Raw genomic sequence first — 23,577 nt, 5'->3', positions numbered from 1 at the left:
TAAATCCCTAACATCCCTATCTATACACCCCATGTCCGCCCAAACAATCCGACTTGGCACGCTGTTTGATATTACACCACCGGAGAACAGGAGCGGGTCTTGAACAATACTTTCGATAAAACAAGCAGTTCCAACCCGTCCGGACAAGGGCCTATCACGATCCATAATCCGGACGAGTTGAAGTCGGTCATACTGGATGATCGCCGGCCTCTCCTCATGGCCTGCATGCTCAAAAACGAAATTTACCATGAGCAGATGGCGATTGTGGAGGAAGCGGTTGAGCAGTTTGAAAATATGCTGGGCGCATTTGTGATTTCAAAGGAGCTCATGGGCTGTTTTTGCGAGACGTTCAGCGTGAAAGGAACGCCTACCTTTCTGTTTTTCAATAAGGGTGAGGAAATGGACAGGATACTCGGCTGCATCAGCCGGGAATCGCTTATGGAATTCATCACAAGGAACCTTGAGACAATTAACCGGATTACCTGAAGGGAGATTTAAAATGGCTGAAAGAGAAGTCGTATTTGTGGACGCTGTTCGCACCGCTTTTGGACGCATGGGCGGAACCATTCGTGATTTTACCGCCGCCGAGCTGGCCGGCATTTGCATCAAAGGCCTGGTGGACAAGACCAAAATCAAGGAAAAAGCCCATGTTGACACGGTCATGATGGGTTGCGCCGCCCACGACTCCAAGGCAATGAACCCCGCCCGGTGGTCCGCCCTTTACGCCGGACTGGGCTACGAAACCTCCGCATCTTATGTGGAAATGCAGTGCGGCTCCGCCATCGACAGCATCAACCACTCTGCATGGAAAATCAAGTGCAACCAGGCTGACATCATCATCGCCGGGGGCTCCGAAGCCTACAGCCAGATTCCGGTCAAGTTCTCCATGTCCGTGCCGCCTTACAAACTGATTCCGCCTATGCCGCTCCCCCAGATGCTTTCTCCTGTGGAAGAAGAGTGCATTGGCATGGGCATCACCGCTGAGAACCTGCAGAAAATGTACGACGTTCCCAGGGAAGCCTCGGACGAATTCGCTTACAACAGCCAGATGCGCTCCAAAATGGCTTGGGACAAGGGCTACTTCGATGGCGAAATCGTGCCCGTCACGATTCCGGCCACCCGCAAGACTCCGGAATTCGCCTTTGAAAAAGACGAACATCCCCGTTTTGACACCACCCTGGAAGGCCTGGCCAAACTGCGCCCCGCTTTCACCAAGGATGGTACGGTCACCGCCGGCAACGCTTCCGGCCGCAACGACGGCGCCGCCTTCGTGCTCATGATGTCCGCTGAAAAGGCTGAAGAACTGGGCTACACCCCCATGGCTCGTTGGGTCGCCGGCGCCGACTACGGTGTGGATCCCAGAATCATGGGCATCGGCCCGGCCTATGCAGTCGTCAACATGCTGAAACGCACCGGGCTTAAAATCTCCGATATGGACGTCATGGAATGCAACGAAGCATTCGCCGTCCAGAACCTGGCCGTCATCAAGGAAATCGAGAAGCAAATGGGCGAAACCATCGACATGGAAAAATGGAACCCCATGGGCGGCGCCATCGCATACGGCCATCCCAACGGAGCTTCCGGCGCCCGCATCGGCATGTTCTGCATGCGTGAACTCATCCGCAGGGGCGGACGTTACGGCTTCTTCTCATCCTGCTGCGGCGGCGGTCTGGGCGTCGCAACCCTGATTGAGAACCTGCAAAAATAAATAACCAGCTTAAGGCCGCCATGCCTTAAGGCGCCATGCCTGCCGCTCCGCGTTCTTCAACTCTCCTTCGGTCAAAGGGCGTGAAGGACGCGGGCGGCTCTCCCATAATCAGGAAAGTTTTTTAAATAATGGAGGAAATGAAATGAATATCGATGACATAAAAAATATTTGCATTATCGGCGCCGGCAACATGGGACACCAGATTTCCCTGCAATGCGCCATTAAAGGCTACAACACCACCTGCTTTGACATCAGTGAAGAACAATTGAAAAAGGCCGAAGCCTTCGCCGACTCTTACCTCCCCGGCCGCGTCGCCAAAGGCAAAATGAGCGAAGACGACGCCAAAGCCGCCCGCGCCCGCCTGCGCTTTACCAGCGACATGGCCGACGCCGCCAAGGAAGCCGACTACGTGATCGAAGCGGCCGTGGAAGTTTTGGCCCTCAAACGCAAGATTTTCGCCGACCTGGACAAAATGGCCCCGGCCCACGCCATCCTGGCCACCAACTCCTCGGCCATCGTCAGCTCCCGCATTGCGGACGCCACCTCCAGGCCGGAAAAGGTGTTGAACCTCCATTTCTTCAACCCCGCCCTGGTCATGAAGCTGGTGGAAGTGGTTCAAGGCCCCCACGTTTCCGACGAAACCTGCCAGATCTCCATGGAGCTGTGCACAAAGCTGGATAAGGTGGCCGTGCATGTGAAGAAGGAAGTGAACGGCTTCCTTTTGAACCGGATCTTCCTGAGGATTTACGAGGAAGCCCAGTGGATGCTCGAAATGGGCGTGGCCTCCGTGGAAGACATCGACAAAGCATGCGTTTACGGCGCCGGCCATCCCATGGGCCCCTTCACCCTCATGGACCTCACCGGCATCGACCTGGCCTACACCATGGGCATGGAAGCCTTCCGGGTCAGCGGCGATCCCGCGGACCTGCCCAGGCCCCAATTGGTCTCCCACTACACCAAGGGCGAATACGGACAGAAAACCGGCAAGGGTTGGTACGACTACTCCAAGAAATAATTTAGGCCATCAAGGGGAATATCATGGACCTTAAATATGTCTTGTACAGCACGGAAGACGGCATCGCCTGGATCCGCCTGAACCGCCCCGACAAACTGAACGCCCTGAACCACGTGGTGTTCGACGAAATCGGACAGGCCGTGGCGGCGGCAGCCGCGGACGACGACGTTCGCGTGGTCGTCCTCACCGGCTCCGACAAGGTTTTTGCGGCGGGCGCCGACATCGAGCACATGTCCAAAGGAATGATTTCCGACGCATTCAAGCTCACGGACGGCTCTTTCAGAATTCAGGAAAGTCTGGCCGACATTCCCAAGCCCACCATCGCAGCCATTTCCGGCTACGCTCTGGGCGGCGGTCTGGAACTGGCCCTTTGCTGCGATTTCCGGATCGCCTCCGAAACCGCGGTTGTGGGTCTGCCCGAAATCAACCTGGGCATCATTCCGGGCGGCGGCGGCACCCAAAGGCTTCCCCGCTTGATCAACTACAGCCTGGCGGCTGAAATGGTCATGACCGGCGGCATGGTGAAAGCGGAAAAGGCCGAACGTTACGGCATTCTTAACAGAGTCGTGCCCCAGGACCAGCTGATGGACGAAGTCAAAAAGCTGGCCGGCAAGCTCATGAGCAAGTCGTCCGTGGCCCTGCGCGCGGCCAAAACCGCCATGCGCAAAGGCCTGAACGTCTCCCTGAAGGACGGTCTTCACATTGAGCAGGACCTGTTCTGCATGCTGTTCGGCACCGAAGACCAGAAGGAAGGCATGGCCGCGTTCCTGGAAAAACGCAAGGCCGAGTTTAAAGGCAAATAGCGGCACCCCATCCGGCGGCTTGGCCGCCGGGTTTTACCATATAACGATTGCGGCCTGCTTTTAATGGAATATCCCCCCCACTTTCATTAAAAGCGGGCGCCGCAACACAATAAATACGGCATACTGCTTACGCCCCCGAAAAGGAGCAACCAAATGGCGCAGGTACTTGCAGACAGAAGAGATATAGACTTTGTCCTTTATGAGCAGCTTGACATGGAGCAGCTCACCAAAACGCCCGTCTACAAAGGCATGAACAGGAAACTGTTCGACATGATGATTACCGAGGCCAGGAACCTGGCCATCAAGGAAATCCTGCCCACCAACGCGGACGGCGATAAAATCGGCGTGACCTTTGACAACGGAGAGGTTCTGGTTCCGGAGTCCTTTAAAAAAGCCTTTGACCTGATCCGGGAAGGCGACTGGACCGCCATGAACGAAGACCCGGGCCTGGGCGGCCAGGGCACGCCGTATCTCATCAACTTCCCCACCCGCGAGTATCTGTGGGGAGGCAACTACTGTCTGGTAAACTACGCCACCATGGGTCACGGCACGGGCAAGATGATCGAGGCTTTCGGCTCCCAGGAGCAAAAAGACCTGTTCCTGGAAAAGCTGTACACCGCCCAATGGGGCGGCACCATGCTTTTGACCGAACCCGAGGCGGGATCCGACGTGGGCGCGCTGACCACCACGGCGGTGAAGAATGAAGACGGCACGTATTCCATTTCCGGCGCCAAGATTTTCATCACCAACGGCGAGCATCAGCTGACCGAAAACATCGTGCATCCGGTCCTGGCCAGGGTGGAGGGAGCGCCCGAAGGAACCAAGGGCATCTCCATTTTCATAGTGCCTAAATACTGGGTGAACGAAGACGGCTCCATGGGCGATTTCAACGACGTGGTCTGCACCGGCGTGGAAGAAAAAATGGGCATCCACGGCAGCGCCACGTGCAGCCTGACCCTGGGCGGCGCCGGCAAATGCCGCGGCCTGCTTTTGGGCCAGGAATGCGAAGGCATGAAAATCATGTTCCACATGATGAACGACGCCCGCCTGAACGTGGGCTTCCAGGCCTTTACCTACGCCTCTTCCGCCTATTTGTACGCCTGCAATTACGCCAAGGAAAGAATCCAGGGCAAAGACCTGACCGCCGGCAAAAACAGCCCCAGCGTTACTATTGTCAATCATCCCGACATCCGCCGCATGCTTACCTGGATGAAAGCCCACGTGGACGGGATGCGCTCCTTTATCTATTACACCGCGTCCCTGTTCGATTGGATGAAAGCCGAACCCGACTCCGGCCGGGCGCAAAACCGTCAGGACCTCATTGACTTTTTCATCCCCCTGGTCAAGGGCTATTCCGCCCAGAGGAGCTTTGACGTGTGCGTCAACGCCATGCAGATTTACGGCGGATACGGCTACACCAAAGAATATCCCATCGAACAGCTTTTACGCGATTGCAAGATCACCTCCATCTACGAGGGCACCGACGGCATCCAGGCCATGGACCTTCTGGGCCGGAAGCTGCAAATGCGCGGAGGCGCCCTGTTTAAAGCATTCGCAGACGAAGTAAATAGCTGCATCACCGCCGCAAAGGAAGTTCCGGAGCTCTCCGCCATGGCGGACCGTCTCGCAAACGCCTTGGCGCGTTTAGGAGAGACCGCCCAGGCCTTGTCCCAAAACCTTGCCACCCCCCTGATTAAAACGTCATTCGCTTCCGCTTTTCCGTTTATGGAGGCCACCGGCGACGTAATCATGGCATGGATGCTCTTATGGCGTTCCAATATAGCTGTAAAGGCCCAGGAAAAAGCCAAGAGCAAGGACGAAGTCTATTACTCCGGCGTAATTAAAACTGCGGAGTTCTTTATTTACAATGTGCTGCCCGTCGCCTTGGGCAAGATGGACGCCATGAACCAAGGAAACGGCGCAGCCATTGAGATTCCGGAAGACTGCTTCGGCGGGTGATTTTATATATAGCCTTTCGGCCGGTGTCATCCGGTTGCCGGCCCGAAAAAGGCGCCGTCAAGGCTCCTATTGTAAGAGGGGAAATGGCCACAGATTATTCAAAGAACCACATTGGGAAAGATCGGCCATTTCCCCGAGCCTTGATCGTCGAAGGGGGAGCCATGCGGGGAGTCTTCGCTGCTGGTGTGTTGGACGGCTTCCTTGCAGAGGGGTTTAATCCTTTTGACCTGTGTTTGGGAGTTTCCGCCGGGGCGGCCAATTTGGCGGCCTTCCTGGCGGAAATGCCCGGACGCAACCTCAAAGTCTTTACGGACTACTCGTTGCGCCCCCAATTCATCAGCTTCTTTCGCTTCCTCAAAGGCGGCCATCTCATGGACCTGGACTGGCTGTGGGATATTACCATCCAGGAAGTCCGCCTGGACCTGAAAACCATCATGGCTTCCGGCAGGGAATTCATCATCTGCCTCACGGACGTTAACACCGGGCGCGCAGTCTACAAAAGGCCCGGCATGGACGACCTGGAAGAAGCCCTGAAAGCCTCCAGCGCTTTGCCCATTTTATATCGCGGATTTCCCCGGATCGACAACCGGGCCTGCGTGGACGGGGGCGTTGCCGATCCCATACCAGTCAGGCAGGCCTTGAAAATGGGCGCAAAACAAATTATGGTCATCCGATCCAGGCCGAAAAGCTATTTTAAAAACGAAAAATTCTCGCAAAAAATTTTGTCGAGCCAATTGAAAAACTTTCCGGCCCTGGCTCAGGCGGCGTCCCATAGAGTGCGGCGCTACAACGAATCCATAGATTTGATCCGAAAGCCTCCCACTGGCGTTTGGTTTCAGGAAATCTGCCCGCCGGAAAATTTCAAGCCCGGCCGTTTGGGCAAAGACAAAAATATTCTCCTGGAAGGATACGAACAAGGCAAGGCCGCGGCCGGCGGCATCATCAGGGAATGGAATTCCCATGAAAGTTGAACTGGAAAAGCAAACGCGGTTTTTTGAGCTTAAGGCGGATTTTTCCCTGCGGCCCCGGGCCTTGGTGAACTATCTGCAAGAGGTTGCGGCCATCCATTCGGAGCAGGTGGGGTTCGGCGCCAAGGATTTGATCAATTCAGGAAACGCCTGGGTTCTGCACCGGATCGGCGTGCAAATCCACCGGCCTCCCACTCTGGGCGACAGGCTGAAAGTGGTCACCTGGCACACCGGACAAAAGGCCTTTCGGGCTTATCGCGATTTTGAAATCCTGTGCGGCGGCGAGGCTCTGGTCTCGGCCAAGAGCTTCTGGCTGTTCATCGACCTGGCCCGGAAGAAAATCGTTCGCCCCCCAAAACACGCCAGCGAAACCTACACCCAGGAGCCCGGCATTGACTGGGACCTGAGCATCGACGATTGGAAGCCCGACCAGAAAGCCGTCCCCGAACACGTCTGCACCATCGCGACACGGCCGTCCGATTACGATCCCCTGGGCCACGTGAACAACGCCGTATATTTCGACTACCTGGAAGCCCTCATCGCCTCAGCCTTTCCCCAGGGCGGCAACATCCAAAGCATGGTCGTCCAGTTTTCCCGGGAAATCCCCCGGGGCGTGGAAGCGATCCAGGCCGGCCTGTGGCCCCAGGACAAAGGCTACGCCTTCCGCATCTTCTCCGGCGACAGCATCTACTCCACCGGAGAGTTTCAGCTATTCTCAAACGAGCAGTAGCGCCGCCTGAAAATTCAAACATACACTCAAATATAGCCGCGCTTCCGGACCATGGCGAACCATTCGTCAAAGGAAGGCGCAACCACCGTGCGCTCCCCGTTGATGTCCGTCTCGAAAACCTCTCCGGTATCGTTGTCCAAAACCGCCACGTAGTCGCTGTCTTCCGTATGAGCTATGAGCAGGTGGTTAGGACCAAGGTGATAAACAGCCCTTCTCTGTGCAGTTGCGCCAATGACAGAAGGCAGCATGATAGTATTACCAAATGTTTCAAGATAGCCGTATACCGTCACTTCAGGTGTTCGATAAACGCCGTATTGGTCCAAAAATGAAGCGTATTGAGGATGCAAAACCACCCCCAACTCCTTTTCCACGGTTTGCACCCTGCGCGATTTAAGGGCCATAGAATTCTCCTCCCTTTTGCCAGAAATCAGATCGGTATTTGCCAAAGGCGCTTCTGTTGATCTCAGCTCTGCCTTTGCGCTTTGGAATAATAGAATGCGGCTTCTCATAAAGAGGGAAAATAATTCCGTCGTCCATTTGTCCTCCGTGATGCAGTTGGAGGATTTGGCCGTCTGAGGATTCAGGCGCGTATCCCTCTTTTAGCGCTCGGTAGTTTAAAGGTCCATCCTTCTTTTTCACCAACGGATCAATCTTGGTGCCTTTTAAAAAAGCCACGGGCCGACCATTGACCATCATGATCTTGGAGTTTGAAAGGATATGCTTTTCCAGGGAACTCATGCGATTCCAGTGTTCCGCAATTTCTTCGGGAGACAGGATGTCCAAAAGAGAAGGGGAAGGCTCCAATGTTTTTTTGTGCAGGTCCAATAGTTCACGCTCAGGATACTTTCTATCGGAACTAAACGCCCGCTTCACTTTATCCTTCAAGCCCAAGGATGGAACCTGATTGCCGGCTTCCTGGAATTGTTTGACCAACTCAAGGTGTTCTTGCGCAGCAAGGGAAGGAGGCGTTTTCTTGCTGACGCTATTCTTGTATAGTTTGGCCAAAGTGACCGCACCGCCGAAATCCCCCAGCAAACGGAGACCGCCCCGTATATTAGGCGAGTTTTCAAAGGCTTCCAGGCTTGCCAGGCTTCTTCCCGCATCTGAAAGCATGACAGCGGGAGCGCTAAGGGCCAGGCCAACAAGGTTTGCGCCCTTAGTCCTTGGTTCATAAACCAGGAAATCCCATTCATGGGCTTTCTCTTCAAAGCCCTCGGTTATGTATTCATGAAAGTTCTCCAGATCCACTTCGTTGGACAGCGCCACACAATTTATGGCCCTGGTAATGGCTTCCATGCCGCCGAAAAAGCCCCCGGGAATCGAGGTGATCACTTGCCCAAGCCCTTCCAAAATTCCCTCCGGATGATACACAAGATTCTTTGCGTCATCCGTCCACCACAGCCCTTCCTCATCCAGGCCAAGGGCGTGAATTGCCGCATCCTTTGTTTCAGCATCCCAAAAGGGCTTGGGCGGATCCAGCACTTTGCGTTCGCCCCTGGCCACTTGGTTCTTAAAGTCCTGGAACTCATTATTATTCATAGCGGCTATGAGTTCGGCGGCGGAAAGGCCAAGGGGAAGGTCTGTGCGGAGTCCGGCGGAAGGCTCTACGCCATCCTGATACACTCCATCCAGACCGGGAATCCCCATGAAATCAGCCTCTGAGGCGGGCCAAGGAATCCGGCCCAGTATAATATCCAGAATGTTTTCTTGAGTAAGGCTCATGGCGTCTCCTTGGGTTAGGGTGAGCAGACCATATTGAGCCAATAGCATAACACGGGGTTAGGGCCGATTCGTTCTATGCACGCCTGGCGGCGCCCAAGCGCGCCAGGGCGCCAATATTGCCTATTGACAGACTCCGGCGCCTAAACCAACAGATTTTATCGCCACGATTCCTGTATACTACATAGTAATAAATAGGTTGTCAAATTCATCGGAAGGCGTTCTGCAAATAGACGTCAGGCTTATTGTTGGGCCGCCCTGATGACCCAGCCCCTAAAAGGCATGATCTCATCAAGGAACAAATTTATCTTATAAAATTAAAGGCTTAAATCCATAAAGCCCAAAGGGCTATTGCGGGCTTTGAAAGTTGGATCAGGCGACTAATCGCCCCCAGGCAATTCTTCAATGCCGTCTCCCACGGATATGCTTCCCCCGTTCAACACGCGGGCGAACACGCCTTCCCGGGGCATGATGCAGTCTCCTGCCTGATAATAAATGGCGCACTTTTTGTGGCATTCCTTGCCGATCTGGGTGATTTCCACCACGGCCTCCTTACCCAGCTTAAACCTGGAGCCCACAGGCGCATTTTTCCAGTCTATGCCGGTAGTGGAAATGTTCTCGGCGAAATCTCCAAACCCCACGTCCAGGCCCTTGTCCTTGGCCCAGTCAATGGCCTCGGCCGACAAAAAGCTCACCTGCCGATGCCAGGGGCCTGCATGGGCGTCATTTTCCAGTCCGTGCTCCTTGACCAAGACGGCTTCCTGCACGCAGGTCTTGCGGGTTCCCTTTTTCTTGCTGTACGCAATGGATACAATCTTCATTCGCTTGGTTCTCCTTCTCCCGCTCCTTTATCGTAAAATGCGGGCGACAAGGCCTTGATCACTCCGCATTCCCGGCACCGGCCCATCACGTCCCTGGAGTCGTGGCAGGAATGCCCCTGGCATTGCGTGCCATGAATCATCCAGCACATATCCCCGGACTTGAACTCCCAGGCCGGGCAGCTTCTCTTTACCTTGGGCGGACAGTCGTTTACGGCCCAACACGCCTTCTTTCTTCCTTTTTTTTCCTTGCGGGAAATTAAAAAATACATCTGCCTTTCCACATGGGCCGGGATCTTCCTCCAGCCCTGCTCATAACTGTGCACGGCCTTCACCGACACGCCCAGCAGGTCCGCCAGAGCCGCTTGGGTTTTTTTCAGGGCTTTTCGCAACAATATAAATTGTTCATTATCCATAATTTGGAATCCCGGCTTGCATTAATTTAAACTTCCCTATATAAGTTTATCCTTGACAGGCTCCCTAAGCGTGCACCATATTTTATCCGCTTGAAGTATATACCACAATGTGGTACTTTTCAAGATAAGAAGCGGAATGCTATAATGCAAGAACAGCTTTAAAATTATTAATATATGCTTGGGGCCGTTTTTATGGCGGCGGGAGGTGTCTATGTGGGAATACACAGGAAAAGTTAAAGACCATTTCCTCAACCCCCGGAATGTGGGCGTTGTGGAAAACGCGGACGGCATCGGAGAAGTGGGCTCCCTGGCATGCGGGGACGCACTCAAGCTCAGCTTCAAGCTGGGGCCTGACAATAAAATCGAAGACGTGAAATTCCAGACCTTCGGATGCGCCAGCGCCATTGCCTCCTCTTCCGTACTCACGGAAATGCTCAAAGGCATGACCCTGGAAGAGGCGGAAAAGGTGAGCAACGAGGACATTGCCGAAGCCCTGGGCGGGCTGCCCCGGGAAAAAATGCACTGTTCGGTCATGGGCCGCGATGCATTGGAAAAAGCCATTTCCAATTTCCGGGGCCAGGAAGCCAAAAAGGCGGACGGCCAGATTGTGTGCGATTGTTTCGGCGTGACCGACAAGGAAATCCACCGTGTGGTGAAAGAGCATAACCTGTCCTCCATCGAGGAGGTCACCAATTACGTGAAGGCGGGAGGCGGCTGTCAGAAGTGCCACGCCGACATCCAGGAAATCCTGGACTCCTACAAGGGAGACGTCAAGCCCAAACCGGCGCCGCTGACCAATATCCGCAAGATCCAGCTTATTCAGGAGACCCTGGAGCGGGAGGTCCGCCCCACCCTGAAGCAGGACGGCGGAGACATCGAGCTGGTGGACGTGGACGGGGATAAAGTCCTTGTCAGGCTCCAGGGGCGTTGCTCCAGTTGCCAGGCTTCCCAGGCGACCCTGAAAGATCATGTGGAAGCCAAGTTGCGTGAACTGGTGGTTGACACCCTTGTTGTGGAGGAGGTTTAATTATGGATACCATTTACCTGGATAACAACGCCACGACCATGACGGCGCCCGAAGTATTGCAGGAAATGCTGCCTTATTTTTCCGAGTTGTACGGAAACCCCTCCAGCATGCATTCCTTTGGAGGGCAGGTGGCGGAAAAAATCCGGGAAGCCAGGGCCAAGGTAGCTAAGTTGATCGGCGCCGATCCCGGCGAGATCCTGTTCACCAGTTGCGGGACGGAAAGCGACAGCACGGCCGTTATGGCGGCCCTGAACGCCTACCCGGAGAAGAAGCACATCGTCACCACCAAGGTGGAGCATCCGGCGATCAAAAGCCTGGTGGAGCACCTTGGGACAAAGGGCTACAGGACCACCTTCGTCCCGGTGGATTCCAAGGGCGACCTGGACCTGGAATTCCTGTACGGCAGCCTGGACGATGATACGGCCATCGTAAGCATCATGTGGGCCAATAACGAAACCGGGACCATATTCCCCATTGAGGAAATCGCAGCCCAGGTGAAGAAGCGCGGCATTGTTTTTCATACGGACGCGGTGCAGGCGGTGGGCAAAATCCCCATCGATATGGCCAATTCGTCGGTGGACATGCTGTCCATTTCCGGCCACAAGCTCCATGGCCCCAAAGGCGTGGGCGCGCTGTACATCCGCAAGGGAACCAAGTTTTCGCCCCTGCTGGTCGGCGGGCATCAGGAAAAAGGCCGCCGTGCAGGCACGGAAAACACGGCCTCCATCATCGGCCTGGGCAAGGCTGCGGAGTTGGCGGCCAAGAACATGGCCAAGGAAAACCTCCAGGTGGCGGCCTTGCGCGATCGCCTGGAAAAAGGCCTGCTGGAAAGAATCCCCAACGCCAGGATCAACGGCAATCCGGACAGCCGCCTGCCCAACACCACGAACATCAGTTTTGAGTACGTGGAAGGCGAAGCCATTTTGCTGATGATGAACGAACTGGGCATTTGCGCCTCCTCCGGCTCGGCCTGTACCTCCGGCTCCCTGGAGCCGTCCCATGTGCTGAGAGCCATGGGGGTTCCTTTTACCTGCGCCCACGGCTCCATCCGGTTTTCCCTGAGCATATACAATACTCAGGAGGAAATCGACTTTGTGGTTGAAAAGCTGCCGCCGGTAATTCAGCGGTTGAGGGATATGTCCCCGTTCTGGGCCGACAGGCCCCAATAACGGAGGCGTTGTTATGAAAGACGATCGAAAAGACCAGCATACGTGCCGGGTCGGCGAGGAATTGACCGCCAGGTACCGGAAAAAGCTGCCGGGCGTGGTGGACAAAATCCTGGATAACTGCCGCAAGGACTCGTGCATCTCCCATGTGGATTACGATCCCATTCCGTCCACGGAGAACCTTGAGGAGATCATCGACAAGCTGCGGGAGGTGGTGTTTCCCGGCTACTTCAGCAAAGAGCGCCTGGACCCGGTTAACCTGAGCTTTGTCCTGGGCAGGACAGTGACCGTGCTGTTTGAAATGCTTTCCCAGCAGATTTCAAACAGCATCCGCCACGACTGCATGCGCTACGATCAGGAATGCAGCGATTGCGGGGATCGCGGCTTTGAAGCCGCCCTGGCTCTCCTGGACGCCCTGCCCGAAATCCGGGACGTCCTGGAGACCGACGTCCAGGCCGCCTATGACGGGGACCCGGCGGCCCAAAGCCACGACGAGATTATTTTCAGCTATCCGGGGCTGTACGCCATATTCGTGTACCGGATAGCGCACAAGCTATACGAAATGGGCATTCCGCTCATGCCCAGAACCATGACGGAGTTCGCCCACGGCCTCACCGGGATCGACATTCATCCCGGCGCGACCATAGGCGGCCGTTTCGTCATAGACCACGGAACCGGCGTGGTTATCGGGGAAACCACGGAGATCGGCGAAAACGTTCGCATTTACCAGGGCGTGACCCTGGGGGCATTGTCCCTGCCCAAAAACGCCGGGGAGGCCTTGCGGAACAAAAAACGCCACCCGACCATCGAGGACGATGTGATCATATACTCCGGGGCCACCATATTGGGCGGAGACACCGTGATCGGCAAAGGGTCGGTCGTCGGCGGCAACGTGTGGCTGACGGAGTCCATTCCGCCCGGAACCCGGGTGATTATGGAGCCGCCCACGCTCAGCTATCGTTAATAAAGGAGGCGTCATGCCTGTTTTAAATAATATTGCCAGCGCCATAGGCGGAACTCCTCTGGTAAAGCTAAACGCAATAACCCAGGGGCTTGAAGCGACGATTCTGGCCAAGCTGGAATTTTTCAATCCCCTGGGCAGCGTCAAAGACCGCATTGGCCAGGCCATGATCCGGGCCGGCGAAAAAAGCGGTCAAATAACCCCTGAAACCTTGATCGTGGAGCCCACCAGCGGCAACACGGGCATTGCCCTGGCCTTTGTATGCGCGGCCAAAGGCTATACGCTATGTCTGACCATGCCCGACTCCATGAGCATGGAGCGCCGCAAGCTCCTAAAGCACCTTGGCGCGGAACTGGTGCTTACTCCCGGAGCCGAAGGCATGGCCGGGGCTATCAAAAAGGCGGAGGAAATCGTCAAGTCCTCACCCAACGCCTTTATGCCCAACCAATTCGCCAATCCGGCCAACCCGGCGATCCACCGGGAGACCACGGCTCAGGAAATCTGGCGGGACACCTACGGAAAGGCCGGCATCCTGGTTGCGGGCGTGGGTACGGGCGGAACCATCACCGGAATCAGCCAGGCTATCAAGGAGCGCAACAAGGAGTTCCGGTCCATTGCGGTGGAGCCGGCGGATTCCCCCGTGTTGTCAGGCGGCGCCAAAGGCCCCCATAAGATCCAGGGGATTGGCGCCGGGTTCGTGCCTGAAATCCTGGACAGATCCATTATTGACGAGGTTGCGGCCGTCACCAACGAGCAGGCGTTTTCAACTTCGCGCCTGCTTGCCGCCAAAGAAGGGATTTTGTGCGGCATATCATCCGGCGCAGCGGTATGGGCCGCCATGGAAGCGGCGAAAAAGCCGGAGAACAAAGGCAAGTTGATCGTAGCAATTCTTCCCAGCACCGGAGAGCGTTACCTGAGTACGGAATTATTTGTAGACTGATTGAAACCTGTGGGGGGTTTTATGAAAGGACTCATGCTGAAATCTTGTGGATACTTCAAACATGCCGAAACCTGCCCTAAAACTTAAAAAGCTGGATAAAAGCTTTGCCGACAAGGTAAACAGGCTGGCCCACACGGACTCGCGGATGTGCTTCCAATGCCGGGCCTGCTATAATACTTGCCCTTTTGTGCAAGCCATGGACTATTCGCCTCCCGCGATTTTGCGCCTTGTGCTGCTGGGCCAGGAAAAAACCGTTTTAAACAGCACAACCATCTGGACCTGCGTAGGCTGCAATACATGCTCCACCATCTGCCCGCAACGGGTGGATATGGCTGCGGTCATGGACGCTCTCAGGCAAATCGCCTTGGAGCAAGGCGTCATGCCGGCCCAGCCCGAAGCATTGATCTTTCACAACGCCATTCTGGATTCCATTAAAAAATACGGAAGGACCCATAAGCTGGACGTCATGATCCGTTACAAGGTGAAGAACCTGGATCTGTTTTCAGACGTGGACGTAGGCCTGAAGATGTTCGTCAAGCGCAAACTGGACATGCTTCCCTCCCGAGTGAAAAACCTGGTGCAGGTGCGCAGCCTGTTCCCAAATGGAAACGGAAACGGCAAATCTTATGGCAAATAAAATCCCCAAACGAATCCCGTATTTTCCCGGCTGCTCCATGGCTACCACGGCCAAGGAAAACAACCAGTCCTTGAACGCCATGTGTCAGAGCCTGGGCTATAAACTTGTAGAGCTTAAAGACTGGAACTGCTGCGGCAGCTCCTCAGCCCACAGCCTGAACCACGATCTCGCGGTGGACCTGGCTTCCAGAAACTTTTCCCTGGTTCCCAAAGGCAAGCCCATGCTGGTGGCGTGTCCAAGCTGCCTGCTCAGGCTGCGGCAGGCCCATCATCGCCTGTGCCAAAGCTACGACGCCCGGGTCCGGTACGAGCACAAATGGGGCCGCCCTTTTGATCCCACCCTGGAGATCATTCACTATTTTGATCTTCTGGAACACGTGGGCCTGGAAAAACACCCCCATTTAAGAACATTGAACGGCCTCAGCTTTGTGACCTATTACGGGTGCATGCTGGCCCAGCCGCCGGATATGCAGCATTACAAGGCGCACCGGGGGCTCATGGAAAAAGCGCTGATTGCGTTAGGCGCCGAGGAAAAACCGTGGGGCTATGGCGCCCGCTGCTGCGGCACCTTCCTTTCCGTGGTAAGGCCCGAAGTGGTCACCCCTCTGATAGACGAAATCATGGTGGACGCCGTGCAAAGCAAGGCGGATTGCATTGTCACGGCCTGCTCCATGTGCCATTTGAACCTGGAAATGCGCGTGACCTCCAAAAAGAAAATCCCGGTCATGCATTTTTCGGAGTTGCTGGCCATCGCCCTGGGCGACGCCGGCAAAAAAGACTGGTTCACCAGGCACCTGATCGACCCCATTCCGTTGTTAAGAGCCAGGGGAATTTTGTAAAACCGCCCAAATTCGGGCTGCAATAAAGGCGATTGGTCTGGACCTGTAAAGCGTTCCGGGGTACACTACCCTCCGTTTGTTTGTAAAACGGTTAACGATCTTGCTTTAAATGCGGCTACGCAAAAAAATAGAGGCGTTCGCGCCCTTATTTTTCCGATATTTGGAGGGCCGGGTGTTTTTCGTCAAGCTGCTTACTATTTGGACCGCTTTTCATTTTTACGTATTCTGGAGAATCAGCTCCATTCCCTTTGTTTCCAAGCGCATTCCGAGGCAGTATGTCTATTGTCTGATGTTCGCCGCCTGGGGCGCCTTCCTGGGCGGGCACGCATTGGATCGTATGGGCGCGGGCGCCTGGGCCTATCCCCTGGAGTTTTTCGGCGCCGAGTGGATGGGCGTGATGCTTCTGCTTTGGCTTTGCTTTGGCATCGTGGATGTTTTGACCGGATTCGGCCTATGGCTCAAACGGTTCGTCCCCGGCCTGAGAACCGCCGCCCTTATCTGCGCATGCATTTTATCGGCGGCGGCCATGTTCCAGGGAATGCGGCCTCCGGTGATTTCGGAGCATGAGGTTGTGATGCCCGGGCTCCCGGCCGAGGCAGACGGTTTGACCGCGGCAGTCATTACGGACACGCATTTGGGCGCCCTTGTGGGAAAAAAATGGATGGAAAAACGGGTCGAACAAATTCACGCCCTGGAGCCGGACATCATATTCGCGGTGGGCGACATCATAGAGGGGCATGGAGATCATGAATGGGGAGTCATCCCGGCCTTGCAAATGCTGAAGGCGCCCCTGGGAGTCTGGGGCGTGACAGGCAACCACGAGAGCCACGGCAACGCGGGAACAGGCGCCAACTTTTTGATGGCGGCCGGCATGAACGTGCTCATGGACCACTGGCGGGAGGTGCGGCCGGGGTTGGTCCTGGCCGGAGTGGACGATTTTCCCGGATATGTCAAACGCACCCGGTTTCCCAATGTGCAAAAAGCCCTTGAGGGAATTCCCGAGAATGCCGCAGTCATCTTCCTGTCCCATCGGCCGGACGGGGCGCAGACCGCCGCCAAAGCCGGGGCGGACCTCATGCTTTCCGGCCACACCCACGGCGGCCAGATCTGGCCCTTCGGCTTTTTGGTGAAAAGGGAGTACCCCTTGTTCACCGGCCGGTATCAGGTGGGCGGCATGGCCGTGATCGTGTCCCGGGGCACGGGGACCTGGGGCCCCAGGATGCGCCTGTGGCGCCCGGGTGAAATCCTCAAAGTCGTCCTGCGCTCGGATCAGGCGGCTTAGTATTCTACTAAAAGCAGGCCTCCGGCGGTAAACTTTTTGCAAAAAGTTTAATCAAAAACCTTTGGATCATGGGATACTCGAAAGAAGGAAGCGCTTGGGCCGTTCGCCCGGATGGCAAGCGCACTCCCGGAAAAAATCCTCCCAGGCCAAGGATCTCATTCGGAAGCCTTGCGAGCTCCTCTGCTTTTGGGTGGCGCCGGCAGAGCAGTATCCTGCCAGTGTGCGAAGCATTTTTTGTTAAAGCGGAACTGATACCAGAAACCAAATCTGAAATCAAAACATTAGGAGTCCGTGCGCAGCGACCCGACGTTGCATGATCAAACATCCCCTCGACATTTTTCAAAGACACACAGTTCTGTGTCTTTCCTAAGCCCGATCAGATGCCTTGGCTGCCCATACTTGGTTAAGCCTAAACACATAACATTTTTTCTTTTAACCAGAAGTGCAAGAACTTTCTTGTCGCGGCCCTGAAAATTCCCGCGGGCGCCCCAGCAAGCCACGACGCCCGCACTTCGATGAGCTGCACCAAGAATATGTTCATCATTGAATTCGCCCACAGGATATTCTGCTTGCTCCATGGCCCTTGGATTTCTAGATCTCCAGGCAAACAGATTGGTCATGATTAATCCGCCGTAACCCCAGCCTTTAGCAAAACGGATACATAATTTAATGGTCTGGTCGTCATTTTTATCGTCAGCCGTTGAGGGGTTCAGGCCGACAAAATTTATAATCGGACCGCTTTCATCCCATATTCTTTCCAGACTCCAGCGATATCGTCCACTCGGACTGATTAATGCTTTCTTAATCATATTCATCTCCTTGAAATTTGCTCTACGTTGCAAACCCGGCTATATGCCAAAGCACAAGAGAAACCCCGTTTCAAAAAAATGAATTACAGCAGTTTCGCCCCCATTTCGGCCACGGCGGAGCGCTCTCCCCTGACGAGCGTAACGTGGCCGGCCACCTCCTGCTCCTTAATCCGCTCCACCAGGTAGGTCAGGCCGTTGGAGTTCTGGTCCAGGTAGGGATGGTCGATCTGTTCCGGATCTCCGGTGAAAACGATCTTGCTTCCCTCGCCCACCCGGGTCACCAGGGTTTTGATCATTTTGGGCGTAATGTTCTGGGCCTCGTCGCACAGGATGAATTGCCTGGGAATGCTGCGCCCCCGCAAATAGGTCAGGGTGTCCATGTCAAGGACTCCCCTTGCCACGAGCTCTTCAAGCACATCCCGGGGCTCGTCCGCTTTTTGGAACAGGTATTCCAGGTTGTCGTAAACCGCCTGCATCCACGGCTTGAGCTTTTCCTCCTTGGATCCCGGCAAATACCCCAGGTCCTCGCCCACGGGGGTGACCGGGCGGGTAATCAAAAATCGGGAATACTCGTTTTGCTCCACCACCTTTTCCAGCCCCACGGCCAAAGCCAGCAGGGTCTTTCCGGTTCCGGCCGTTCCCACCAGGGTCACCACCCGGATGGAGTCGTCCAGCAAGAGCTCCAGCGCGAATTTCTGCTCCTTATTCCTGGCCTTGACTCCCCAGTTGATCGTGTCGCTGAAATTAAGCGGAACCAGGTAGCCGTCCGCATATTTGGCGATGGCCGATTGTGAGGGGTTGGCGGGGTTTTTCAATATGACGAATTCATGGGGCATGAGAGGAGGCTCCGCCTCCCAGGCAAGACTCTGGGCGCGGTAGAATTGTTCGATGTCCTCGGCCGTGGCATGAATTTCCCGGACCCCCTGATACAGGTTGCTGTAATTGACCATATCGTTGGTGAAGTTCTGGGCTTTCATGCCCAAAACGTCCGCCTTGATCCGCAGGTTCAGGTCCTTGGTGACCGTGATCACCGGCCCTTCGCTTTCCTTGGACAGGTTGTAAGCCACGGCCAGGATGCGGTTGTCGTACTTATCCAGCGAAAGCCCCGGCGGATAGTCGTGCGTGGAGTGGTGGTTCAACTCCACGCGCAAAATGCCGCCTCCCGGCAAGGCTACGCCTTCCGCCAAATTGCCGTTCTGACGCAAAGCGTCCAGTCTGCGCGATGCAATGCGCGCGTGCCTGCCCACTTCATCCTGCCGTCTTTTCTGATTGTCCAGTTCTTCGATGACAGCGAAAGGAATTACAATGTGATTGTCTTCGAAAGCAAAAAGGGATTCAGGATTGTGGAGTAAAACGTTGGTGTCCAGTACATAGGTTTTTTGCATTAGGGGTTTCATCTCCGGGGGTTAGGGATTAAACGAAAACCAGCCTCTCGCCTACATACAAAATTTTGATTAGGGTTTTGTTAGAAAGGTTTATTCAGCCGCCTTGCCAAAGGCGCTGATGGAGTCCGCCAAAGCCTGATGCTTTATGCCAAATGATCTATGGTTTTCCAGTCCAAACCCAGCAGCGCGGCGCATTCCCGGTCCACGGCAAGGGCGTCGGCGCCAGCGACCAATCTGCATACGGGCGGGTTGCAGGCCGCCCCGCCAAGGTGGTAGTCCGCAAGCCCCACGCTGGCGTCCACCAGGGTGAAATCCGGGGTTCGGTATTTGTTCAAATCCTTGATGGACTGATGCATATTCTCATGAAATACGGCTTTTCTCCATATGCCGTGACTGCCCGAATAATACTGGGGCGGCGCAAAACCCATCATACTTTTCAGGCTGCACGTAATGCCGGCAAGGGAATGAGCCTTGAGCACGGGTACGGAAATAATAAAGTGGGTGAAAGCCATTTCAGGCAGGAATATGTCAGGAAATACGGCGCATTCCGGATCGGCCAGCCGCCTTAAAGGGGCGTAGTTGAGGTCCACCAGCTCCACATCAAGCTGTAGTGCAATCTCCTCGTATCCAAGGCTGCGAAAGATGTCCGTCGTCTCCATGGAAGGCTCGCCGCATCCCTCGGCAATCACAATGGAAGCATTGGAGCAGGACCGGACGAAATCCACAACGGCCGCGCAGCACTCGGGTCTGGTTGTGACGGGAAAGGGCGAGGCGTTAACCAGGTTGGGCTTGACGAGGACTTTCTCCACGCCTTGCAGCAAATCCGGCAGGCCGGACTCATCCAGAGCCTCGGGCACAGACTTTGCATAAGTATCAAAATCACAAATAATGCAGCTCAAATTCAGCCCTTTCTCTCTTCTCCCAAGCTCCGGAGACATCATATCCTAATTGCCTTCGGCAAGAAAGAGGAAATTTGCTCAGCCTGTTTTGGCTGCATTTTAGCCGCAATATTAAAAAGTTGAGGAGAGAATGCAAAAACCCGTCTCAAAGGCGCAATCCCATGATGTTCTTCTTTTTAGATGAATTCCGTTTAGGAAGGGAGCCCTTAGCATGAACCTAAAAAAAACAGCCATTATTTTGACAGCCCTTCTGGCGATGGCCTCATGCACCTCCCAGGAGGAAAAACAGCCTCCGGACCCAGTCACCATTCAACTCAAGTGGGTGCACCAGGCCCAATTCGCCGGGTTTTACGTAGCCAAAGAGCAGGGATATTACGCCGATGAAAATCTGGACGTGTCATTTCTGGAGGGCGGCAACGACGTGGATCTGGCGAAATCCGTCATTTCCGGGCAAGCCCTATTTGGGGTTTTTGCGCCGGAAGACGTCATCATCAAGCGTTCCCAGGGCGCGCCTTTAAAAGCCATTGCCGCAATCTACCGGCGCAGCGCCGTGGTCTATCTGTCCGGGAAGGATTCAGGCATTCTTCGCCCCCAGGATTTTGCCGGCAAAACAATCGCCGCCGCCGGCTCCGCCGGAAGCGTCCGGGATTTTGAGCTGCAATTTAATTCTCTTATAAAAATGTACGGATTGGAACCTTCCCAGATGCATATGATAGAGTACGACCCTTCTTACAAAGGTTTCATAAACGGCGATGTGGACGTTACCGCCGCCTATCTGACCGGAGGAGCCATCAAACTTAAAGGAAAAGGGATAGCATTCAACATAATCTGGCCGGGCGACTTTGGGGTGCAGTCCTATTCCGACGTTTTCGTGACGACGGACGCCTTGATCAGGGAAAAGCCGGAATTGGTGCAGCGCGTCCTAAGGGCTACGCTAAAGGGTTGGAGGACGGCCATAGGAGATCCTGAAGCCGCCGTCCAGGATGTTATGCAATACGCCAAAGTCAAAGATATTGAGGTTCAAACCGGAATGATGGAGGCGCAAATCCCCTTGATCCATACAGGCGAGCATCATATTGGCTGGATGAAGGAGGATGTCTGGCGCGCCATGTGCGACCGTCTTTACGAACAAAAGATACTGCCGGCCCCTTTGGGTGTAAAATCCATCTTTTCCATGGAATTCCTGCAATCCGTATATGGGAGCGATAAATCATGACGCTTTCAAAAAGGCTCTCGATATTTTTTCTTTTCATTTCACTCATTCCCTTGCTGACTGTAGGCGCCATCGCATACATCAGCGGACGCCAAACCATACAGACCCAGGCTATTAACCACCTTTATTCCACCAACATCCTCAAGCAGGCCGAACTGGACGCATGGCTGCAGGAAAAGACGGCGTTCCTGGAACTGGCCGCCAACTCCCATTATGTAAAAAGCCGTTTCCCTGAAAACATGTTGCTAAACGGCGAACTGCACCAGCTTGGACTGGAGGAGAAAAATCAACTTAAAAGGGATTTTTTTGCCCCCTATTTGAAAAACGGCGGTTTTTTCGAACTGTTCATTATGGAGCCGGAAAAGGGAAGCGTTATCGTGTCCTCAGACCAAAACCAGGAAGGCAAAGTAAAAAAGGATCAGCCGTATTTTAAGGAAGGAAAATCCCGAACATATATACAAAACGTATACTACAGCATGTCCATCAGGGAGCCGGCCATTACCATCAGCGCGCCTTTAAAACTCGTGGGCGGAGAATTGATGGGAGTCCTTGCCGCCAGGGTGGACATTTCAACGCTCTCCAAGATCATTAGCAGACGCAGCAGCCGGCTGAAAACGGAAGACACATACCTGGTCAACAAATTCAATTTTTTTATTACGGAGCCCCTGTTTGGCGAGGACTACGCCCTTAAAAAAACCATCCATACGGAAGGGGTGGCCCTGGCCTTGGAAAAATCGGAGGGCTTCGCCTTTTACAAAGATTACCGGGGGATCCCTGTTATAGGAGCCTATCGCTGGGTCCCCGATAAGGAATTGGCCATCATTACGGAAGTGGATCAGAGCGAAGCCTATGCGCCAATATACCGGCTAAGAAAGACCATTGCGCTTTTCGGGCTGGTCATAGCCTTTACCTCCGCTTTTTTAGGCCTGATTTTCGCCAGGACCATCACAAGGCCTTTGGCGAAACTGGCGCAAAGCGCGGGGGTTATGGGCACAGGCGATTTGGAAACGGAAATCGTCACCTCAGCCAAAGGGGAAGTCGGCAGCCTGGCCCGCAGCCTCGATCAAATGAGAAGGGAGTTGAAGGAATCTTTGGTTTCCAAAGACCGGTTAATCAAAGAAGCGGCCAGGCGCAAGGCCGCCATGGCGGACCTGGAACGTTCCAACCAGGAGTTGGAGCAATTCGCCTACGTGGCCTCCCATGACCTTCAGGAGCCGCTGCGCATGGTGGCTTCTTACACGCAACTGCTGGCCCAGCGTTATGAAGGCCAATTGGACGAAAAGGCGAATAAATACATCGGCTACATTGTGGAAGGCGCCACCAGGATGCAGCATTTGGTCAACGATCTATTGCAGTTGTCCAGGGTTGGAACCCGCGGGGCGCCCTTTGAACCCACCGACTGCAATGAGGTGGTTCAGCAGGTTCTGAAGAGCTTGAAACGCACCATAGCGGAGACAAAAGCGGGGATTGTCGTTGACGATCTGCCGGTTGTCCAGGCGGACGCCATTCAATTGGGCCAGGTTTTCCAGAATTTGATTGCAAACGCCCTCAAGTTCCGGGGGGACGATCCTCCCGCCGTCCGGATTTCGGCAGAAAAAAATGAAACCGCCTGGACCTTTCAGGTCCATGACAACGGCATCGGCATAGATCCCAGCTTTCACGATCGCATCTTTATAATTTTTCAGAGGTTGCATGAAAGGGGCAAATACGAGGGCACCGGAATCGGTCTGGCCATCGTAAAAAAAATCGTGGAGCGGCATGGGGGCCGCATTTGGATAGAATCCCAGGAAGGGAAAGGGGCCAGCTTCTTCTTTTCCATCCCTGAAAAAGGCCAGGACAAGGAGCATATCCATGGACAACAAGGTTAAAATTCTTTTGGTGGAAGACAATCCTGCGGACGTTGACCTTACCAGGGAAAACCTGAAAGCGTCTAAAATTCTCCACGAGTTATTCACTGTTCCCGACGGCGTGGCCGCCATGGATTTTCTCAAAAAGCGAGGCCAATATTCCGACGCTCCGAAGCCCCACATGGTGCTCTTGGACCTGAACCTGCCGAAAAAGGACGGCAGGGAGGTTCTGGCGGAAATGAAAGCGGACCAGGATCTCAAGCGCATCCCGGTGATTGTGCTAACATCTTCTTCTGCGGAAGAAGACGTGGTCAAATCCTATGATCTCCAAGCCAGCGCCTATATCACCAAACCCGTGAACCTGGAAGGCTTTGGCAAAATCGTGAAAGGCATTAAATGCTTTTGGTTCTCCATCGTGCAGTTTTCTCCGGATTAAG

The 23,577-nt window shown here is 54.6% G+C and carries 24 protein-coding genes; 17 read left to right on the top strand and 7 right to left on the bottom strand.

Annotated features, from left to right (window positions below):
* Positions 1–99 precede the first annotated feature (99 nt).
* The 7 genes from BUE18_RS10440 to BUE18_RS10410 all read left to right on the top strand — a co-directional run bounded on the left by BUE18_RS10440 (position 100) and on the right by BUE18_RS10410 (position 7,183).
* Positions 100–486 (top strand): thioredoxin family protein, encoded by a 387-nt coding sequence (locus tag BUE18_RS10440; protein WP_073475479.1) that lies wholly within the window; start codon positions 100–102, stop codon positions 484–486.
* Between the two features lie 13 nt (positions 487–499).
* Positions 500–1,708 carry a thiolase family protein gene (locus BUE18_RS10435; protein ID WP_073475478.1) on the top strand — a complete coding sequence of 403 codons (1,209 nt, stop codon included), beginning with the start codon at positions 500–502 and terminating at the stop codon, positions 1,706–1,708.
* A 142-nt stretch (positions 1,709–1,850) separates the two neighbouring features.
* On the top strand, positions 1,851–2,723 hold the full coding sequence (locus BUE18_RS10430; RefSeq protein ID WP_073475476.1) for a 3-hydroxyacyl-CoA dehydrogenase family protein: 873 nt from the start codon (positions 1,851–1,853) through the stop codon (positions 2,721–2,723).
* 23 nt (positions 2,724–2,746) lie between these two features.
* Complete coding sequence (locus BUE18_RS10425; RefSeq protein ID WP_073475474.1) at positions 2,747–3,526, top strand: enoyl-CoA hydratase/isomerase family protein; 780 nt, start codon at positions 2,747–2,749, stop codon at positions 3,524–3,526.
* A 153-nt stretch (positions 3,527–3,679) separates the two neighbouring features.
* Positions 3,680–5,485, top strand: coding sequence for an acyl-CoA dehydrogenase (locus tag BUE18_RS10420; protein WP_073475472.1), 1,806 nt, complete (start codon positions 3,680–3,682; stop codon positions 5,483–5,485).
* Between the two features lie 83 nt (positions 5,486–5,568).
* Entirely contained in the window at positions 5,569–6,456 is an 888-nt protein-coding gene (locus BUE18_RS10415; RefSeq protein ID WP_073475590.1) for a patatin-like phospholipase family protein, read from the top strand.
* A complete protein-coding gene (locus BUE18_RS10410) occupies positions 6,446–7,183 on the top strand; it encodes an acyl-[acyl-carrier-protein] thioesterase (RefSeq protein WP_073475470.1) in 738 nt (245 codons plus the stop codon). The genes BUE18_RS10415 and BUE18_RS10410 overlap by 11 nt, the downstream gene beginning before the upstream one ends.
* A gap of 26 nt (positions 7,184–7,209) precedes the next feature.
* Here the strand turns inward: BUE18_RS10410 and BUE18_RS10405 are convergent, their stop codons facing one another.
* From BUE18_RS10405 to BUE18_RS10390, 4 genes are all read right to left on the bottom strand, one after another.
* Entirely contained in the window at positions 7,210–7,584 is a 375-nt protein-coding gene (locus BUE18_RS10405; protein WP_073475468.1) for an SMI1/KNR4 family protein, read from the bottom strand.
* Entirely contained in the window at positions 7,574–8,905 is a 1,332-nt protein-coding gene (locus BUE18_RS10400) for an HNH/ENDO VII family nuclease (RefSeq protein ID WP_073475467.1), read from the bottom strand. Before BUE18_RS10400 ends, BUE18_RS10405 begins: the two co-directional genes overlap by 11 nt.
* A gap of 377 nt (positions 8,906–9,282) precedes the next feature.
* Entirely contained in the window at positions 9,283–9,723 is a 441-nt protein-coding gene (locus tag BUE18_RS10395; protein WP_073475465.1) for an MOSC domain-containing protein, read from the bottom strand.
* Complete coding sequence (locus BUE18_RS10390) at positions 9,720–10,136, bottom strand: helix-turn-helix domain-containing protein (protein WP_073475463.1); 417 nt, start codon at positions 10,134–10,136, stop codon at positions 9,720–9,722. The genes BUE18_RS10395 and BUE18_RS10390 overlap by 4 nt, the downstream gene beginning before the upstream one ends.
* 211 nt (positions 10,137–10,347) lie before the next feature.
* Here BUE18_RS10390 and nifU point away from each other — a divergent pair, with 211 nt between their 5' ends.
* The 7 genes from nifU to BUE18_RS10355 all read left to right on the top strand — a co-directional run bounded on the left by nifU (position 10,348) and on the right by BUE18_RS10355 (position 16,987).
* On the top strand, positions 10,348–11,163 hold the full coding sequence (gene nifU, locus BUE18_RS10385; RefSeq protein ID WP_073475461.1) for a Fe-S cluster assembly protein NifU: 816 nt from the start codon (positions 10,348–10,350) through the stop codon (positions 11,161–11,163).
* A gap of 2 nt (positions 11,164–11,165) precedes the next feature.
* Entirely contained in the window at positions 11,166–12,332 is a 1,167-nt protein-coding gene (gene nifS, locus BUE18_RS10380) for a cysteine desulfurase NifS (RefSeq protein ID WP_073475460.1), read from the top strand.
* 13 nt (positions 12,333–12,345) lie between these two features.
* Entirely contained in the window at positions 12,346–13,293 is a 948-nt protein-coding gene (gene epsC / locus BUE18_RS10375; protein WP_073475458.1) for a serine O-acetyltransferase EpsC, read from the top strand.
* A gap of 13 nt (positions 13,294–13,306) precedes the next feature.
* Positions 13,307–14,230 carry a cysteine synthase A gene (gene cysK / locus BUE18_RS10370; RefSeq protein WP_073475456.1) on the top strand — a complete coding sequence of 308 codons (924 nt, stop codon included), beginning with the start codon at positions 13,307–13,309 and terminating at the stop codon, positions 14,228–14,230.
* Between the two features lie 61 nt (positions 14,231–14,291).
* Positions 14,292–14,867 (top strand): 4Fe-4S dicluster domain-containing protein, encoded by a 576-nt coding sequence (locus BUE18_RS10365; protein WP_073475454.1) that lies wholly within the window; start codon positions 14,292–14,294, stop codon positions 14,865–14,867.
* On the top strand, positions 14,857–15,705 hold the full coding sequence (locus BUE18_RS10360; RefSeq protein WP_073475453.1) for a heterodisulfide reductase-related iron-sulfur binding cluster: 849 nt from the start codon (positions 14,857–14,859) through the stop codon (positions 15,703–15,705). Before BUE18_RS10365 ends, BUE18_RS10360 begins: the two co-directional genes overlap by 11 nt.
* 172 nt (positions 15,706–15,877) lie before the next feature.
* A complete protein-coding gene (locus BUE18_RS10355) occupies positions 15,878–16,987 on the top strand; it encodes a metallophosphoesterase (protein ID WP_073475451.1) in 1,110 nt (369 codons plus the stop codon).
* A gap of 317 nt (positions 16,988–17,304) precedes the next feature.
* On the opposite strand, the gene BUE18_RS10350 is transcribed toward BUE18_RS10355, so the two are convergent.
* The 3 genes from BUE18_RS10350 to BUE18_RS10340 all read right to left on the bottom strand — a co-directional run bounded on the left by BUE18_RS10350 (position 17,305) and on the right by BUE18_RS10340 (position 20,080).
* Entirely contained in the window at positions 17,305–17,796 is a 492-nt protein-coding gene (locus tag BUE18_RS10350) for a DUF1643 domain-containing protein (RefSeq protein ID WP_073475449.1), read from the bottom strand.
* A gap of 83 nt (positions 17,797–17,879) precedes the next feature.
* On the bottom strand, positions 17,880–19,181 hold the full coding sequence (locus BUE18_RS10345) for a PhoH family protein (protein ID WP_073475447.1): 1,302 nt from the start codon (positions 19,179–19,181) through the stop codon (positions 17,880–17,882).
* 143 nt (positions 19,182–19,324) lie between these two features.
* Positions 19,325–20,080, bottom strand: a complete 756-nt coding sequence (locus BUE18_RS10340; RefSeq protein WP_244549305.1) for a DUF362 domain-containing protein — start codon at positions 20,078–20,080, stop codon at positions 19,325–19,327.
* Between the two features lie 211 nt (positions 20,081–20,291).
* Here BUE18_RS10340 and BUE18_RS10335 point away from each other — a divergent pair, with 211 nt between their 5' ends.
* From BUE18_RS10335 to BUE18_RS10325, 3 genes are read left to right on the top strand one after another with little or no spacing between them, the layout of a single operon-like run.
* Positions 20,292–21,296 (top strand): ABC transporter substrate-binding protein, encoded by a 1,005-nt coding sequence (locus BUE18_RS10335; RefSeq protein ID WP_073475444.1) that lies wholly within the window; start codon positions 20,292–20,294, stop codon positions 21,294–21,296.
* Positions 21,293–23,161, top strand: a complete 1,869-nt coding sequence (locus tag BUE18_RS10330) for a sensor histidine kinase (RefSeq protein ID WP_073475442.1) — start codon at positions 21,293–21,295, stop codon at positions 23,159–23,161. The genes BUE18_RS10335 and BUE18_RS10330 overlap by 4 nt, the downstream gene beginning before the upstream one ends.
* A complete protein-coding gene (locus BUE18_RS10325) occupies positions 23,145–23,576 on the top strand; it encodes a response regulator (protein ID WP_073475440.1) in 432 nt (143 codons plus the stop codon). Before BUE18_RS10330 ends, BUE18_RS10325 begins: the two co-directional genes overlap by 17 nt.
* The last annotated feature ends 1 nt before the right edge of the window (position 23,577 follow it).

The sequence above is a fragment of the Desulfatibacillum alkenivorans DSM 16219 genome, assembly GCF_900142135.1.
Classification (GTDB): Bacteria; Desulfobacterota; Desulfobacteria; order Desulfobacterales; family Desulfatibacillaceae; genus Desulfatibacillum; species Desulfatibacillum alkenivorans.
Note: the sequence above shows the minus strand (reverse complement) of the source record. Positions and strands in the feature narration are given on the sequence as shown.